13 protein-coding genes are annotated in these 13969 nt (G+C 63.7%); 7 read left to right on the forward strand and 6 right to left on the reverse strand.

Annotated elements, in window-relative coordinates; all coding sequences use genetic code 11:
• The 4 genes from BLX41_RS34735 to BLX41_RS07720 all read left to right on the forward strand — a co-directional run.
• The coding region (locus BLX41_RS34735; RefSeq protein ID WP_259744534.1) for an ATP-binding response regulator at positions 1-1119 on the forward strand (1119 nt) is incomplete at its 5' end.
• A 75-nt stretch (positions 1120-1194) separates the two neighbouring features.
• On the forward strand, positions 1195-2847 hold the full coding sequence (locus BLX41_RS07710) for an acyl-CoA dehydrogenase family protein (protein ID WP_123724401.1): 1653 nt from the start codon (positions 1195-1197) through the stop codon (positions 2845-2847).
• Between the two features lie 134 nt (positions 2848-2981).
• A complete protein-coding gene (gene amn / locus BLX41_RS07715) occupies positions 2982-4454 on the forward strand; it encodes an AMP nucleosidase (RefSeq protein ID WP_185073445.1) in 1473 nt (490 codons plus the stop codon).
• Positions 4455-4600: 146 nt separating this feature from the next.
• Positions 4601-5167: a pseudouridine synthase gene (locus BLX41_RS07720; protein ID WP_185073468.1), complete on the forward strand. Its 567-nt coding sequence runs from the start codon at positions 4601-4603 to the stop codon at positions 5165-5167.
• On the opposite strand, the gene BLX41_RS07725 is transcribed toward BLX41_RS07720, so the two are convergent.
• Together BLX41_RS07725 and BLX41_RS07730 are read right to left on the reverse strand one after the other, a co-directional pair.
• Positions 5162-5371, reverse strand: a complete 210-nt coding sequence (locus BLX41_RS07725; RefSeq protein WP_003228500.1) for a DUF2788 domain-containing protein — start codon at positions 5369-5371, stop codon at positions 5162-5164. The two genes, BLX41_RS07720 and BLX41_RS07725, sit on opposite strands and share 6 nt — an antisense overlap.
• Positions 5372-5474: 103 nt before the next feature.
• Entirely contained in the window at positions 5475-5954 is a 480-nt protein-coding gene (locus BLX41_RS07730) for an Lrp/AsnC family transcriptional regulator (protein WP_102865370.1), read from the reverse strand.
• 413 nt (positions 5955-6367) lie between these two features.
• Here BLX41_RS07730 and BLX41_RS07735 point away from each other — a divergent pair, with 413 nt between their 5' ends.
• Complete coding sequence (locus BLX41_RS07735; protein WP_123724404.1) at positions 6368-7453, forward strand: DUF6515 family protein; 1086 nt, start codon at positions 6368-6370, stop codon at positions 7451-7453.
• Here the strand turns inward: BLX41_RS07735 and BLX41_RS07740 are convergent.
• Positions 7447-8343: a cation diffusion facilitator family transporter gene (locus BLX41_RS07740; protein ID WP_123724405.1), complete on the reverse strand. Its 897-nt coding sequence runs from the start codon at positions 8341-8343 to the stop codon at positions 7447-7449. The genes BLX41_RS07735 and BLX41_RS07740 overlap by 7 nt on opposite strands.
• Positions 8344-8369: 26 nt before the next feature.
• On the reverse strand, positions 8370-8789 hold the full coding sequence (locus BLX41_RS07745) for a polyribonucleotide nucleotidyltransferase (protein ID WP_123724406.1): 420 nt from the start codon (positions 8787-8789) through the stop codon (positions 8370-8372).
• A 130-nt stretch (positions 8790-8919) separates the two neighbouring features.
• Between BLX41_RS07745 and hrpB the strand changes: the two genes are divergently transcribed.
• A complete protein-coding gene (hrpB, locus tag BLX41_RS07750; RefSeq protein ID WP_123724407.1) occupies positions 8920-11439 on the forward strand; it encodes an ATP-dependent helicase HrpB in 2520 nt (839 codons plus the stop codon).
• Positions 11440-11446: 7 nt separating this feature from the next.
• Here the strand turns inward: hrpB and BLX41_RS07755 are convergent, their stop codons facing one another.
• Positions 11447-12523: an endonuclease/exonuclease/phosphatase family protein gene (locus BLX41_RS07755; protein WP_123724408.1), complete on the reverse strand. Its 1077-nt coding sequence runs from the start codon at positions 12521-12523 to the stop codon at positions 11447-11449.
• A gap of 87 nt (positions 12524-12610) precedes the next feature.
• Positions 12611-13273, reverse strand: coding sequence for a YciC family protein (locus BLX41_RS07760; RefSeq protein WP_123724409.1), 663 nt, complete (start codon positions 13271-13273; stop codon positions 12611-12613).
• A gap of 180 nt (positions 13274-13453) precedes the next feature.
• Between BLX41_RS07760 and BLX41_RS34740 the strand changes: the two genes are divergently transcribed.
• Positions 13454-13969: DUF2076 domain-containing protein (locus BLX41_RS34740; protein WP_259744535.1), on the forward strand; the 516-nt coding region annotated here is incomplete at its 3' end.

The following is a 13969-nucleotide window of genomic DNA, read 5'->3' on the forward strand; positions in this document are numbered from 1 at the left end:
CTCAAGGACGAGTTCCTGGCCACCCTGACCCACGAGTTGCGCACGCCGATGAACGGTGTCATTGGCTCGCTGGAGCTGATGCAGACCCTGGAACTGAACCCGGAGATGGAGCAGTACCAGCAGACCGCCGCCGGCTCGGCGCGGGACATGATGCGCATGGTCAACGGCATCCTCACCCTGACCGAACTGCAAGCCGGCAAGCTCAGTGCCCAGCGCCAGCCGTTCAGCCTGCGTTCGTTGCTCAGCGCACTGCAAACCCAGTTCGGTGCCAGTGCGGCGGCCAAGTCCCTGTCCTTTCAGGTCGACCTCAGCGCCGGGCTGCCCGACCGCTTGCAGGGGGATCGCTGCAAGCTCAGCCATTGCCTGGAGTGCCTGCTGGAAAACGCCGTCAAGTTCACCCATTCCGGTGGCGTGGTGTTGCGGGTGGTCACCCGGTCGGTTTCGGCGGGGCGGGCGAGCCTGAGCTTCGAGGTGATCGACAGCGGGATAGGTTTTGTCAATCTGGACGAGGCGACGCTGTATCAGCGTTTCTTCCAGCTCGACGGCTCCATGACGCGTGAATACGGTGGATTGGGCATCGGCCTGGCGATCTGCCGGCAATTGGTGGAGTTGCTGGGTGGGCAGTTGACCCATGAATCCACGCCTGGACAGGGCAGTTGCTTCCGCTTGCTGGTGGAGTTCGATGCCCAGGAGCCGCCCCCTCGAGCGCTGGCAACCCTTCATCGGCGTGCGCCCCAGGACTGTACCGTGCTGCTGATGGACGATAACGACGTTGATCAACTGGTGGTGCGGGGCATGCTGCTCAAGCTGGGATACCGAGTGCGCACTGTTGGCAGCCCCACCGATGCGCTGCAACTGCTGGGGCGTGAACTTGTCAGCGCGGTGCTGATCGATGGCCAGATCACTGCGGCGCAACTGGGGGCGTTTCGTCTTCAGGCCCAGGCAATGCCCGGATACGCCCACCTGCCCATCTTGCTGGCCTGCGTCCCTGGCACTGAAGGTTGTGCGGCGACAGCAGGGGCGGACTGCCTGGGCAAACCGGTGAAATTCGAGGCGCTGCAAGCGGCGCTGTTGAAGTGGGTGCTTTGTGTGGAGCAAGGCGAAAGCGCCGATATTTAGGCGGATATGCCACTTTGTTCGGGGTGGGGCGGGTGCTTAACTGGGGGTCTTGGCACACCCTGAAGGAGTCCCGCAATGAACCTCCACCAGTTCGCTGAAACCCACGAAGTCACCAACCAGCCGCCCGCCCTAGACGGCGCCAACCTCTATCGGATCGACCTGCCGTTGCAGCAATGGATGCGGCGCTTCGATGCCGGTTGGGCCGAGTCCCGGGTCGACGCTTATGGCGCCCTGGCGGGTGGTCCGTTGATGGAGGCAGGGTTCCTGGCCAATCAGAACAAACCGGTATTTTCCAGTCACGACCGCTTTGGTCACCGGATCGACCTGGTGGAGTTTCACCCGGCGTATCACCAGTTGATGCAGGCGGCCATCGAAGGCGGGCTGCCCTCGCTGCCCTGGACCGATCCACAAGCGGGTGCTCATGTCGCCCGTGCTGCCATGACCTATCTGCACAGTCAGGCCGAGGCTGGCAGCGGTTGCCCGTTGACCATGACGTTTGCCTGCGTACCGGCGCTGAAACTGCAGCCGGACATCGCCGAGCAGTGGCTGCCGAAGATCCTCGCCACTCAATACGACCCGCGTAATGTTGGCATGCAGCACAAGACCGGGCTGACGATTGGCATGGCCATGACCGAGAAGCAGGGCGGGACCGACGTTCGCGCCAACACCACCCGGGCCTATCCGGTGGGAGCCCCGGGGCCGGGGCAGGCGTATGAGCTGGTGGGGCACAAGTGGTTCTGCTCGGCGCCGATGTGCGATGCCTTCCTGACCCTGGCCCAGACCGACAAGGGCCTGACCTGTTTCCTCCTGCCCCGTCATCGCCCGGATGACAGCCGCAACCAGTTCTATATCCAGCGCTTGAAGAACAAGCTGGGCAACCTCTCCAATGCTTCCAGCGAAGTGGAGTACCGTGGCGCTCTGGCCTGGATGATCGGTGAGGAGGGGCGCGGCGTACCCACCATTATCGAAATGGTCGCCATGACTCGCTTCGACTGCATGGTCGGTTCCAGCTCGCTGATGCGCCAGGCCTTGACCCAGGCCAGCCATCATTGTGCCCATCGCAGCGTCGGCGGGCGGGTGCTTAGTGAGCAGCCGCTGATGCAGAACGTGCTGGCCGACCTGGCCCTGGAAAGTGAAGCAGCCCTGGCCTTGAGCATGCGCATGGGACGCGCCCTGGATCATCAGGACGATGCCCAGGAAGCGAAGTTCTCTCGGCTGGTGACGGCAGTGGGCAAGTATTGGATCTGCAAGCGCGCCCCGGCCATGATCAACGAGGCCGCCGAATGCATGGGTGGCGCCGGATATGTCGAAGACAGCATCCTGCCGCGGCTGTACCGCGAGGCGCCGGTGAACTCCACCTGGGAGGGTTCCGGTAACGTGCAATGCCTGGACGTGCTGCGGGCCCTGTCGAAAGAACCCGGGGTGCTGGATGTGTTGTTTGCCGAGTTGGGGGATGGGCATGGAGAGCGGCGTCTGGCGGCGCATATTGCGGCGCTCAAGGACAGCTTCAAGGACACCGGCGACATCCAGTACCGTGCCCGCCAACTGACCGAGGACATTGCCCTGGGTCTGCAGGCCAAGCTGCTGCTGGAGGCCGGTAACGAGGTGGTCAGCGACGCCTTTATCGCCAGCCGTCTTGGGGGGCAGAGCGGTCGGGTCTACGGTACCTTGCCCCGCGGGTTGGACGTGGCCGCCATTGTTGCCCGCTCCACGCCTCAAGGCTTCTGACCTTTTGCAGGAGTCGGCTTGCCGGCGAAGAGGCCTTGCCGCCGCCATCGTCGGCACGCCGGCTCCTACAACTCTGCTGTTCCCGTGGGACGGTGTTGCAGGCAAGATGAACGCCTGCAAGATCAGAACACAGGATGCTTATCGTGACCGAAGCTTTTATTGTCGTTCAAACCGCCGAGCAAGCCGTGGATCGGCTTGCCGCTTTGCATGAGCGGGCCACCACGGCGCTGAGCCAGGCGCTCAAGCGTTACCTCAAGGACCGGGTCGAGCCGGACGCCGAGCAAAGAGCGCTGTTTCGCTACCCCGAATTGCGCCTGACCTACCAGTGCCACGGCGAAGTCCCGCAGACCACCCGGGCCTATGCCAAGGTTCAGTTGCCGGGCACCTACAGTATTACCGTCACTCATCCCGCCGCCTTTCGTAACTACCTGCTCGAGCAGTTGGTCCCCTTGATGCACGACTTCACCGTCACGGTGGAAGTGGGCGTCAGCGAACAGAACATCCCCTATCCCTACGTGGTGGAACAAGGCGACGAGTTGGCTGGTTCCGGGGTGACGGCTGCGGCGCTGGCCCGGGTGTTCCCCAGCACCGACCTGTCGGCTGCCACCGACGGTATCGCCGATGGCCTCTACGACTGGGAAAACACTCACCCGCTGCCTTTGGCGCTGTTCGATGCGGCGCGAGTCGACTTCTCTCTGCGGCGCCTGGTGCATTACACCGGCAGCGACTGGCGTCATGTGCAACCGTGGATCCTGCTGACCAACTATCACCGTTACGTCGACCAGTTCATCGTCCATGGCCTGGAGCAACTGCGCAGTGATCCGCGTTTTGTGCGCATGGTTCTGCCGGGCAACGTGATCATTGAAAAGAGCATGGATCACGGCGAGGCTTCGGCCATCGCCGCCGGTGTGGTCTGGCATCGCTACCAGATGCCGGCCTATCACCTGCAGGCCAGCGATGGCCACGGTGTGACCCTGGTGAATATCGGCGTCGGCCCATCCAATGCCAAGAACATCACCGACCACTTGGCGGTGCTGCGCCCTCATTGCTGGTTGATGATTGGCCACTGCGGTGGGCTGCGGCAGTCCCAGACCATCGGCGATTACGTCCTGGCTCACGCCTACATGCGGCGTGACGGCATTCTTGATCGCGTGGTGCCGCCGAACATTCCGATCCCGGCCTTGGCCGAGGTCCAGCTGGCGTTGCAGCAAGCGGCGGCCAATGTCACTGGAGAGAAGGGCGAGCAACTGAAGAAGCGCCTGCGCACCGGCACCGTCCTGACTTACGACGATCGCAACTGGGAGTTGCGCTGGGCGCAGGAGCGTCCGTTGATCAACCTGTCCCGGGCCGTGGCAGTGGACATGGAAAGCGGTACTATCGCGGCCCAGGGCTATCGCCTGCGGGTGCCTTACGGCACCTTGCTGTGTGTCTCGGACAAACCCCTGCACAGCGAGATAAAGTTGCCGGGGGCGGCCAATGCCTTCTACGAGCGGGCGGTTAGCCAGCATTTGAAGATCGGTATCGAAGCCGTGGACCTGATGCGCAGTGAGCTCAACTCCCTGCACTCGCGCAAACTGCGCAGCTTCGACGAGCCGCCTTTCCGCTAAGCGTTTAATCCATGGCCATTTGGCGATCAGGCCACTAGCATTGTCGGTCCTGATCGCTGAATGTTCCTGATCCCATGTCCCGTCCGTCCCGTCCTGCTTCTCGTCGCCCTGGCGCGAAGCCGTTTTCCGTTTCCCCCTCCAAGCGCGTGGCCAAGGCGCCACCGGCCGAGCCGAAGCTGATCCTGTTCAACAAGCCTTTCGACGTGCTGACCCAGTTCAGCGATGGTGAGGGACGGGCGACGCTCAAGGATTTCATCGCCATTCCCGGGGTCTACCCGGCCGGGCGCCTGGATCGCGATAGCGAAGGGTTGCTGCTGTTGACCAATGACGGGCAGTTGCAGGCGCGAATCGCCGATCCCAAGCACAAGTTGGCCAAGACGTATTGGGTGCAGGTCGAAGGCGAACCCAGCGCTGAGCAGTTACAACGCCTGCGTGACGGCGTGGAGTTGAACGACGGCATGACCTTGCCGGCCGAGGCGCGGCAGCTGGAAGAGCCAGAGCTGTGGCCGCGCAATCCACCAGTGCGCTTTCGCAAGAGCGTGCCCACCAGTTGGCTGGAGTTGGTGATTCGTGAAGGGCGCAATCGCCAAGTGCGGCGCATGACGGCGGCCGTCGGCCTGCCGACCTTGCGGCTGGTGCGGGTCAGGATTGGCGACTGGACCCTGGATGGCCTGGATCAGGGCCAGTGGAAGGAAGTTCCGGCGCGCTTATAGAGCGCCGGACTCGATCAGGCCGATCACCACGCTCTTGATGATGAAGGCGGCCACGCCCAGGCCCAGCACGAAGAACAGGATAAAGGAGCCGAAGCGTCCGGCCTTGGACTTCTTGGCCAGGTCCCAGACGATGAAACCCATGAATATGATCAGGATGCTGACCAGACCGGTCATCATCCACTCTTCGAATACTGCTGGGTCCATCGATCATCTCCATTGCAGACAGGGCAAAAAATGCCGGGCGAGTATACGCCAAGGGATACTTGCCGAGCATTGATCTGCCTGCGTTACGTCGCCACAGCCGCTTTTAGCTGCGCAGATGGGTCAGGGGCAGCTCGGTGCTGTTGAGCACCTGATTGAGCACGAAACTGGAGCGCACACTGGTCACGCCGTCGATGCGGGTCAGGTGGCCAAGCAGCAACTTCTGGTAGTGATCCATGTCCGGCACCACCACCTTGAGCTGGTAGTCGGCGTCAACACCGGTCACCAGGCTGCACTCCAGCACCTGGGGCAGGCTGCGGATGGCCGCTTCGAAATTCTCGAAGCGTTCCGGTGTGTGCCGGTCCATGCCGATCAGTACGTAGGCGGTCAGGCTCAGGCCGAGCATCTTGCGGTCCAGCAGGGCGACCTGGCGGGAAATATAGCCGTCGTCTTCCAGTTGCTTGACCCGGCGCGAGCATGGCGAGGGCGACAGACCGATGCGCTCGGCCAGTTCCTGGTTGGAGATACGGGCATCGCGTTGCAATTCCGCCAAAATACTCAGGTCATAGCGGTCGAGTTTGCTCATCAATCAGGCCTTTGTCATAAGTATTGCGTTGAATTATCTATCTTGAGTTAAAAATTGCGCAAGAGGTGTTTTTGCAAGCAATCTTCGCAATCCTCTGTCGCCGGCCCAGGCCTATTCTTATCACCAGAATCACTGCCCGGACATAGAGTCCACTGCGGCCCGCCGAATCAGGCCTGCCGCGGCCGCCAACCCCACAGGGTTGATCCGGCCCCCGGGCTACACCCTGTCCAGAAGACGGAGTGAGGTGAGCCGGCGCCAAAAGCGTCGAGCACGGACAAAATCTCAAAGGGTGGCCGACGGGCCGCCCTTTTTTATTGCCTGCGAAATAAGTCGCGTGACTGATAATCTGCTGCAGAACCGCCCCAGGCTTTTTCAGTCTTAGGTACAGGCCCCAATCCGCAGTGAGGAATAGCATGAAGTCGCGCATCTGGCGTTTGGCAGGTGTTGGTGTGTTGTGCGTGAGCGTCAGCGCGCAAGTGCTCGCCGATGAGCGGGACGAGAGACGCCCACCCCTGCAGGGAGCGCCTTCGGGCGGGCAGCGTGAGCATGCCCCCGAAGGGCGTGGCGAGGGCAATCAGGGCCGTCCGGCGAACTCGCCCGAACGTGCGCAACCTGCCCCGCAGCAGCCGCGTCCGCAGAATGAAATCATTCGTGGCGATAATAGCCGGCAGTTCGAACACAATGGCCAGAATCCGGGTGGGCAGTGGCAGAACCGTCCCCAGCATGATCCCAATCAGCAGGGGCGACCGGCTCCTCAGCAGCCTCAGCCTGCACAAGGGCTGCCCATCCAGAGCCGGCCCGATACCGTGCGCCAGACCCAGGAGCCTCAGCGCGGCTATTACCAGGACATTCCCCGGCGCAACGATTACAACCAGCATTGGCAGGCCGGTGGTCCAGGCTCGCGCCCCGACAATGGTCGACCCAACGACTATCGCTGGCCGGGTCGTCCCGACGGGCATGGCAACGGCTGGGGGCCTGGTCCGCAATATCGCCCCGGCTACGTGATTGACCGTTTCCCCGAGCGCAATTACCGGGTGCCATACCGTGGTCAGGATTACTTTTTCTCGGGAGGCTACTGGTATCGCCCACAAGGTCCACGGTATGTGGTGGTGCGCCCGCCTTATGGGATTCGAGTGGCCTATCTGCCCGACTATGCCCGGGAAGTGTGGATCGGCAGCGCGCTATTCTTCCTCGCCGCCGGAGCCTATTACACCTATGAAGCCAACACCCAGCAGTATGTCGTGGTGGAGCCGCCAGTAGCGGCGCCGCCGCCCAGTCAGCCCAGTGGCAATGGCTATGATGTGCTGGCGTACCCGGTCAACGGCCAGTCGCCGCAGCAGATCGATCAGGATCGCTACGACTGCTATCGCTGGGCGGTGCAGCAGAGTGGCTTCGATCCAGCCAGCGCGACCTATCAGCCCGCCCCAGAAGTGGTTCAGGCTTACCGTCAGGCCCAGGGCAACTGCCTGAGCTCGCGGGGCTACCAGGTCACTTACTGAGCCCTGGCGGCCTCGACCACTTCCTGTGGGTCGGCGTGTACCAGCACTTCGGCCCGCGGGTACGCCTGGTGGATCGCCTCGGCAGCCTGATCGCTGATGCCATGGGCCACCGAGAGGGTCAGGTCGCCAGGCAGTTCCAGATGCAGTTGGACGAACCAGTGGCTGCCGGAAATTCGCGTGCGCAGGTCGTGGGCACCCAGCACGCCGGGCACACTGCAGGCCAGTTCCAGCATGTGCTGGCTGACATCGGCGGGCAGTTCCTCGTCCATCAGCACCGAGAAGCTTTCCCGGGCGATCTGGATCGCGCTCCAGAGAATGTAGACAGCGATCCCCAGGCCGAACCAGGCGTCCACCTGATGCCAGCCGAAGGCCGCCAATACCAGGGCCAGGAGGATGCTGCCGTTGAGCAGCAGGTCGGAGCGGTAGTGCAGTGAATCGGCCCGTACCGCGTTGGAGCCGGTTTCGCGAATCACCCGATGCTGCAGGATCAACAGTGCCACGGTCAGCACCAATGACAACCCGATCACCCCGATGCTCAGCCAGGGCGCGCCCACCGGTTCTGGGTGCTGCAGCCGCTCGAATGCCTGAAAGGCAATCAGCACCGCACTGCCGGCGATGAACAGCGCCTGGGCCATGCCCGCCAGGGATTCCGCCTTGCCGTGGCCGTAGCGGTGATCGTCATCGGCCGGGCGCAGGGCGTAGTGCACCGCCAACAGGTTGAGCAACGAGGTGAAGCCGTCGAGCACGGAGTCGGTCAGTCCCGCCAGCATGCTCACCGAGCCGCTGAGCCACCAGGCGATGGCCTTGGTCACAATCAGGATGCCTGCCACTGCAACCGAAGCGCGGGTGGCCAGGCGCAGGAGGCGAGCGTGTTCCGGGTTGCCAATCATCGACGGCGGGTTCCTTGAATGCGGGGTCAGGCAGCAGGTTGCAGGCCGTACAAGGCCAATTGCTGCACGCTGCCCCTGTGTTGGATCAGGCGCGGGTCATCCAGAGGAAAGCTGCCCCCCAGTTCGCTTTCCAGAATGGCCTGCAGTTTGCGGTTGTCGACGTTACCGTCGGCGCCAATAGCCTGCTGGAGTTTTTCCGGTGCGATTTGCGCGGTCTTGCCCGGTTCCAGGTAAATCGCCCCGGTGGCGAAGTCGACGCCAAAGGCGATCAGCCCGGGGATCACATAGAACAGCAGGCCCACGGCATCGAGCACCGCCACCACTGGATCGATCTTGCCGTCGATCTGGCCGCGGCGGTCGGGAAAGAAGATCGAGCCGCAGGCAGTGAGTTGGGTCAGCAGGGCAGTCACCAGAACGCCGCCAATGACACGGTGGGGAATACGCATGGATATCTCCTGGTAAATATGCAGACAAAGCGAAATGGAGCGGGGCATTGAGTCTTGTCGATCAGCACTCAGACCATGATTAACCCCAGGCAGTTCGCCGTTATACTCGCGCCTCTGTTTTGGAGCCAGCATGAATTCTTTGCCAATTGATGAAGTTTTGCCTGCACTGCGCGAAGCCTTGGCGGCGCGCCATGAAGCGGTGCTCGAAGCCCCGCCCGGTGCCGGCAAGACCACCCGCGTGCCCCTGGCGCTTCTGGATCAGGACTGGTTGGCCGGACAGACCATCCTCATGCTTGAACCCCGGCGCTTGGCGGCCCGGGCTGCGGCAGAGCGCCTGGCCAGCGAACTGGGGGAGAAAGTCGGTGAAACCGTGGGTTACCGCATCCGCCTGGACAGCAAGGTTGGCCCGCGTACCCGTATCGAAGTGGTCACCGAAGGTATCCTCACCCGACGCCTGCAGGACGATCCTGCCCTGGAAGGGGTTGGCCTGCTGATATTCGACGAGTTTCACGAGCGCAGCCTGGATGCCGATCTGGCCCTGGCCTTGAGCCTCAATGGCCGTGAGCTGTTTCGTGACGAGCAGCCCCTGAAGATTCTGTTGATGTCGGCGACCCTGGAGGGCGAACGTCTTTCCGCGTTGCTGGACGATGCGCCGATCCTGCGCAGTGAGGGGCGCATGTTCCCGGTGACCCAGCGCTGGGGCCGGCCTTTCCAGCCCGGCGAGTTCATCGAACCGCGGGTGGTGCAGACTGTTCTTGAGGCCATCAACGATGAAAGCGGCAGCCTGCTGGTGTTTCTCCCTGGGCAGGCCGAGATTCGTCGAGTGCATCAGCAGTTGGCCGAGTCCTTGGGGCAACGCAGCGAGATCCTGCTCTGTCCACTGCACGGCGAGCTGGACCTGGCCGCCCAGCGCGCCGCCATCGACCCGGCACCGGCGGGCCAGCGCAAAGTGGTGCTGGCCACCAACATTGCCGAAACCAGCCTGACCATCAATGGCGTGCGGGTGGTGGTGGACGCCGGGCTGGCCCGAGTGCCGCGTTTCGATCCCGGCAGCGGCATGACCCGTCTCGACACCCAGCGCATTTCCCGAGCCAGTGCTACCCAGCGCGCCGGTCGGGCAGGGCGGCTGGAGCCTGGCGTGTGCTATCGCTTGTGGTCGGCGGATCAGCAGGAACAACTGGCGGCCTATGCCGGCGCGGAGATCCTTCAGGCCGACCTGGCCGGCCTGGCGCTGCAACTGGCGCGCTGGGGCGTGACCCCCAATCAGCTGGCCTGGCTGGACCCGCCTCCCAGCGCCGCTTATGCACAGGCCCAGGACCTGTTGCTGCGTCTGGGAGCGCTCAACGACGACGGCACATTGACCCGCCATGGCCAGGCCATGGCCGAGTTGCCGGCCCATCCGCGCATTGCCCACTTGCTGTTGCGCGGCCAGTCCCTGGGGCTGGCGCAGATGGCCTGCGACGTCGCGGCCCTGTTGGGGGAACGGGACATTCTGCGCGGTGCCGGCGCCGACCTGCACAGTCGCCTGGTGCTGCTTTCCGGGGAGGAGCGCGCGGCCCGTGGTGCACAGGGTGGCGTCCAGCGTGCGCGGCAACTGGCGCGGCAGTACCGTGGCTACCTGCGAGGGCAGCCCGAGGCCGCCGTCGCCGATCCCGAGCATCCTCGCTGGCTGGGTGCCTTGCTGGCCCTGGCCTATCCCGACCGGGTGGCTCAGCAGCGGCGTCCCGGCGGCGCCGAGTATCGGCTGGCCAACGGCCGTGCGGCGCTGTTCAGCGAAACCGACAACCTGATGAAACAGCCCTGGCTGGTGATCGCCGACCTGGGCAGCCGTCAGGGCCAGCGTGAGGAGCGCATCTACCTGGCAGCGGATTTTGATCCAGGCCTGTTCGATACGGTGCTGGCAGAGCAGGTGCGTAACGTCGACCAGCTGGATTGGGACGAGCGCGAAGGTGTGCTGCGGGCCGAGCGTCAACGCAAGGTCGGCGAGCTGGTACTCAGCCGTGAACCGCTCACCGGCCTGGACGAGTCGGCCCGTAGCCGGGCCCTGGTCAACCTGGTGCGGCGCAAGGGGCTGGAACTGCTGCCCTGGACCCCGGAGTTGCGCCAGTGGCAGGCTCGGGTGGCCTTGCTGCGGCAGCTGGATCTGGCGGACAAGGGCGAGAGCCAATGGCCGGATGTCAGCGATGGCGCCTTGCTCGCCGGACTGGAACAGTGGCTGCAGCCCTACCTGGGCAAGGTGTCGCGACTCAGCCACTTTGCCAATCTGGAGCTGGCCGGCATTGTCCACAACCTGTTGCCCTGGCCGCTGCTCCAGCGCCTGGACGAGCTGGCTCCGCATCATCTGACAGTGCCCTCGGGTTCCTCGATCCGTCTGGACTACAGCGAGCAGCCGCCGATTCTGGCGGTGCGTCTGCAGGAGCTGTTTGGTCTGTCGGACACCCCGCGGATTGCCGGTGGTCGCCAAGCGGTCAAGTTGCACCTGCTGTCGCCGGCGCGACGTCCGGTGCAGGTCACCCAGGATCTGGCGAACTTCTGGCGCAGCACTTACGCCGAGGTGAAGAAGGATCTCAAGGGCCGCTATCCCAAGCATTACTGGCCGGACGATCCGCTGATCGCCGAGGCTACGGCGCGGATCAAACCCCGCAAGTAGCGCGGGGTTACAACGCCGGCAACAGGAAGCGTGCCAGCACCGGCAGGTGGTCGGAGATCCGCTGGGTGTCGTCCTGGCGTACTCGGGATTCAACCCGCTTCAGCCGTGGGCTGTAGAACAGGTAATCCACCGTGCGATCCGGGCCGTCGAGGCTCGGGTCGTTGGGGTAGAGCGTCAGCCAGCGAGCACGGTCGACGCCGCTGGCCTGGGTGTTGCTGGGGATCATCGGGTACTTGTCCCACAGCAGGTGCAGTGGGCTGTCGGCCTTGTAGGGCGCGCGCTGTTCTTCGCTCAGGCGTTGGTACTGGCCCAGGGGCAGCAGGTTGAAATCGCCGCCAATCAGCCACGGGGTGCCGCGGCTCTCCAGTTTGTCCAGAACCTTGGCAATGGCCGTCACCTGCTTCTGCTGAGTGTCGTCGGCGCGCTGCGCACGTTCCAGATGGGTGTTCAGCACCGCCAGTTGGCCGCCATCGCTCAGGGGCAGGTAGCTCAGCAGCAGGGCGTCCTTGGGCTGGAACTGCCGGCTGATGAGCGGGCGCGGGGCAACCGGCAGTTGCAAGCGTTCGGCGTGATCGATGCGGTAGCGGCTGAGGGTCACCAGTTGTCGGCCGACGCTGCCAAAGATATGCAGGGAGGGCACGAAATCGGCCTTCCAGTCGTAAGCCTGGGTGCTGCAGGGGTAGAGATCGGCGACCCGTTCCTGCAGGAGTTTGAGTTGATCCTGGTAGGCGCTGGCCTTGGCACCGTTGTCCACTTCCTGCAGCAGTACCAGGTCCGGCTGTTCGTCGCGGATGACCCGGGCCACTTCATCGAGGCTGAAGGCCATGTCTTCCAGGGTCGGGCGTTCGTCCTCGCCCCGGGCCTGGTCGTTCCAGAACACGTAGCGCTTGCCCGCCAGGTACTGCAGGTTCCAGGTCATCACCTTGAGTGCCTGGCCCGGCACCAGTGGCGTGGCCTGGGCACTGCAACTGACTGTCAGGGTTTCCTTGGGCTGTGGGCGCCAGGTCAGGCTGTAGATCAGGCCGGTCAGCACCAGGCCGATCAGTAGCAGGCTCAACAGGGTGATGCGCAGTAGACGGGTCATCGGCTCGGCTTATGGCGTTGCAGGATGGGCCGGAGCATAACCGAGTGCGCGGTCGTCACCCAAGGGGTAGAGCGGCCACAAGGTGAATCAGCGTTTGTCCGCTTGCTCGCTGATCAGCATGAACAGGCGGAACAGCACCACGCTGGTGAACAGCTGCAGGAAGCTGTAGGCGCTGTCGATGGCCAGGGACAGGATCGGGTTGTGTGGTTCGGGATACGCGGCCTCGCTTGCCCCCTTGAGCAGCCACAAGGGGGCCATCACTGCCAGGATGCACAGCAGGATGCGCAGGAAGTGCCCGCGGCTCAGGCGCAGGCTTTCCTTGATGGCCGCCAGGGGCGCCAGGCCCTTGAGCACCAGCAGGTACTCGGCGAAGGCCAGCACCACCATCAGCCACAGCCCGGGCAGGAAATACAGCGACAGCCCCAGCAGAATCAGCAGCGTGCTGACCGCGGTCAACAGGGCGAAGCGCGGCCACAGGCTCAGGGCCATGGCCCAAAGATCACGGTTACGGGGCGATTCCCCCCGGGTGCGGGCGTCGAGAAACAGGATCAGCGCGCCGGTATACAGCGGATACAGCAAGAGCCCCACCACCACGCTGGAGCCGGGAAAGGCATTCTCGCCCAGGGCGCTGCTGACGCCCTGTTGCAGCAGTGCTTCGAGAATCACCAGGGGCAGGCACAGTTGGGCGATGCGGCCGAGGTTGCGCTGGAAGAAATACAGGGAGTCGCGGAGAACATCTAACGGATTCATCGATGGGGATCGCAGTTGACGAAGCGGTTGAACACTTTAACCGAAGCAGGCCCCCCGGGAGCAAACGTAAACCTTGAGTAAAGACCATTGAAACTCGTCGCCCCAGCCCCATAACTGGTGCGTACCGCAGCCCTGTGGGGGCACGGACCAGATTTTTACCGGCAATCTAAAGAGGTCGCCATGAACAGCGAAGAGCAAACCCTGATCGATGGACTGTTTTCACGGTTGCAACAAGCCGAGACGGACTCAGCTCCACGTGACGCCCAGGCCGAAGCGCGGATCAAGGAACACCTGACCCGCCAGCCTGCGGCCGGGTATTTCATGACCCAGGCGATCCTGGTGCAGGAGGCTGCCCTCAAGAGCCTCGACGAGCAGAACAAACAGCTTAGCCAGCAAGTGCAGCAGTTGCAGGCCGAACTGCAACAGGCCCGCTCCCAGGCCGCCGCGCCGGCTCCAGCTCCGGCGGCGAGTGGCGGCTTTCTGTCGAGCATCTTTGGCGGCTCCCGTGAGCCACAACCGGCTCCAGCTCCGGCCCCGAGTGTGGCGCCCTCCTCGGGCGGTGGCTGGCGTGAGCCGCCCCGTTCTTCCTTCGGCGCGCCCCCGCAGCAGAATTTCGGCGCCCCACAGCAGAACTATGCGCCGCAACCGGCACCGACGGCAGCCGGCAGCAGCTTCCTCGGCGGGGCCTTGAAAACC

It is taken from the genome of Pseudomonas protegens (assembly GCF_003732485.1).
In the GTDB taxonomy this organism is placed as follows: domain Bacteria; phylum Pseudomonadota; class Gammaproteobacteria; order Pseudomonadales; family Pseudomonadaceae; genus Aquipseudomonas; species Aquipseudomonas protegens_B.

What these genes read in the sequence shown, in the direction of transcription:
- BLX41_RS07760 (WP_123724409.1), bottom strand. Translation starts at nt 13,273, where the DNA reads ATGAATCCGTTAGATGTTCTCCGCGACTCCCTGTATTTCTTCCAGCGC.
- hrpB (WP_123724407.1), top strand. Translation starts at nt 8,920, where the DNA reads ATGAATTCTTTGCCAATTGATGAAGTTTTGCCTGCACTGCGCGAAGCC.
- BLX41_RS07710 (WP_123724401.1), top strand. Translation starts at nt 1,195, where the DNA reads ATGAACCTCCACCAGTTCGCTGAAACCCACGAAGTCACCAACCAGCCG.
- amn (WP_185073445.1), top strand. Translation starts at nt 2,982, where the DNA reads ATGCTTATCGTGACCGAAGCTTTTATTGTCGTTCAAACCGCCGAGCAA.
- BLX41_RS07740 (WP_123724405.1), bottom strand. Translation starts at nt 8,343, where the DNA reads ATGATTGGCAACCCGGAACACGCTCGCCTCCTGCGCCTGGCCACCCGC.
- BLX41_RS07745 (WP_123724406.1), bottom strand. Translation starts at nt 8,789, where the DNA reads ATGCGTATTCCCCACCGTGTCATTGGCGGCGTTCTGGTGACTGCCCTG.
- BLX41_RS07725 (WP_003228500.1), bottom strand. Translation starts at nt 5,371, where the DNA reads ATGGACCCAGCAGTATTCGAAGAGTGGATGATGACCGGTCTGGTCAGC.
- BLX41_RS07730 (WP_102865370.1), bottom strand. Translation starts at nt 5,954, where the DNA reads ATGAGCAAACTCGACCGCTATGACCTGAGTATTTTGGCGGAATTGCAA.
- BLX41_RS07735 (WP_123724404.1), top strand. Translation starts at nt 6,368, where the DNA reads ATGAAGTCGCGCATCTGGCGTTTGGCAGGTGTTGGTGTGTTGTGCGTG.
- BLX41_RS07755 (WP_123724408.1), bottom strand. Translation starts at nt 12,523, where the DNA reads ATGACCCGTCTACTGCGCATCACCCTGTTGAGCCTGCTACTGATCGGC.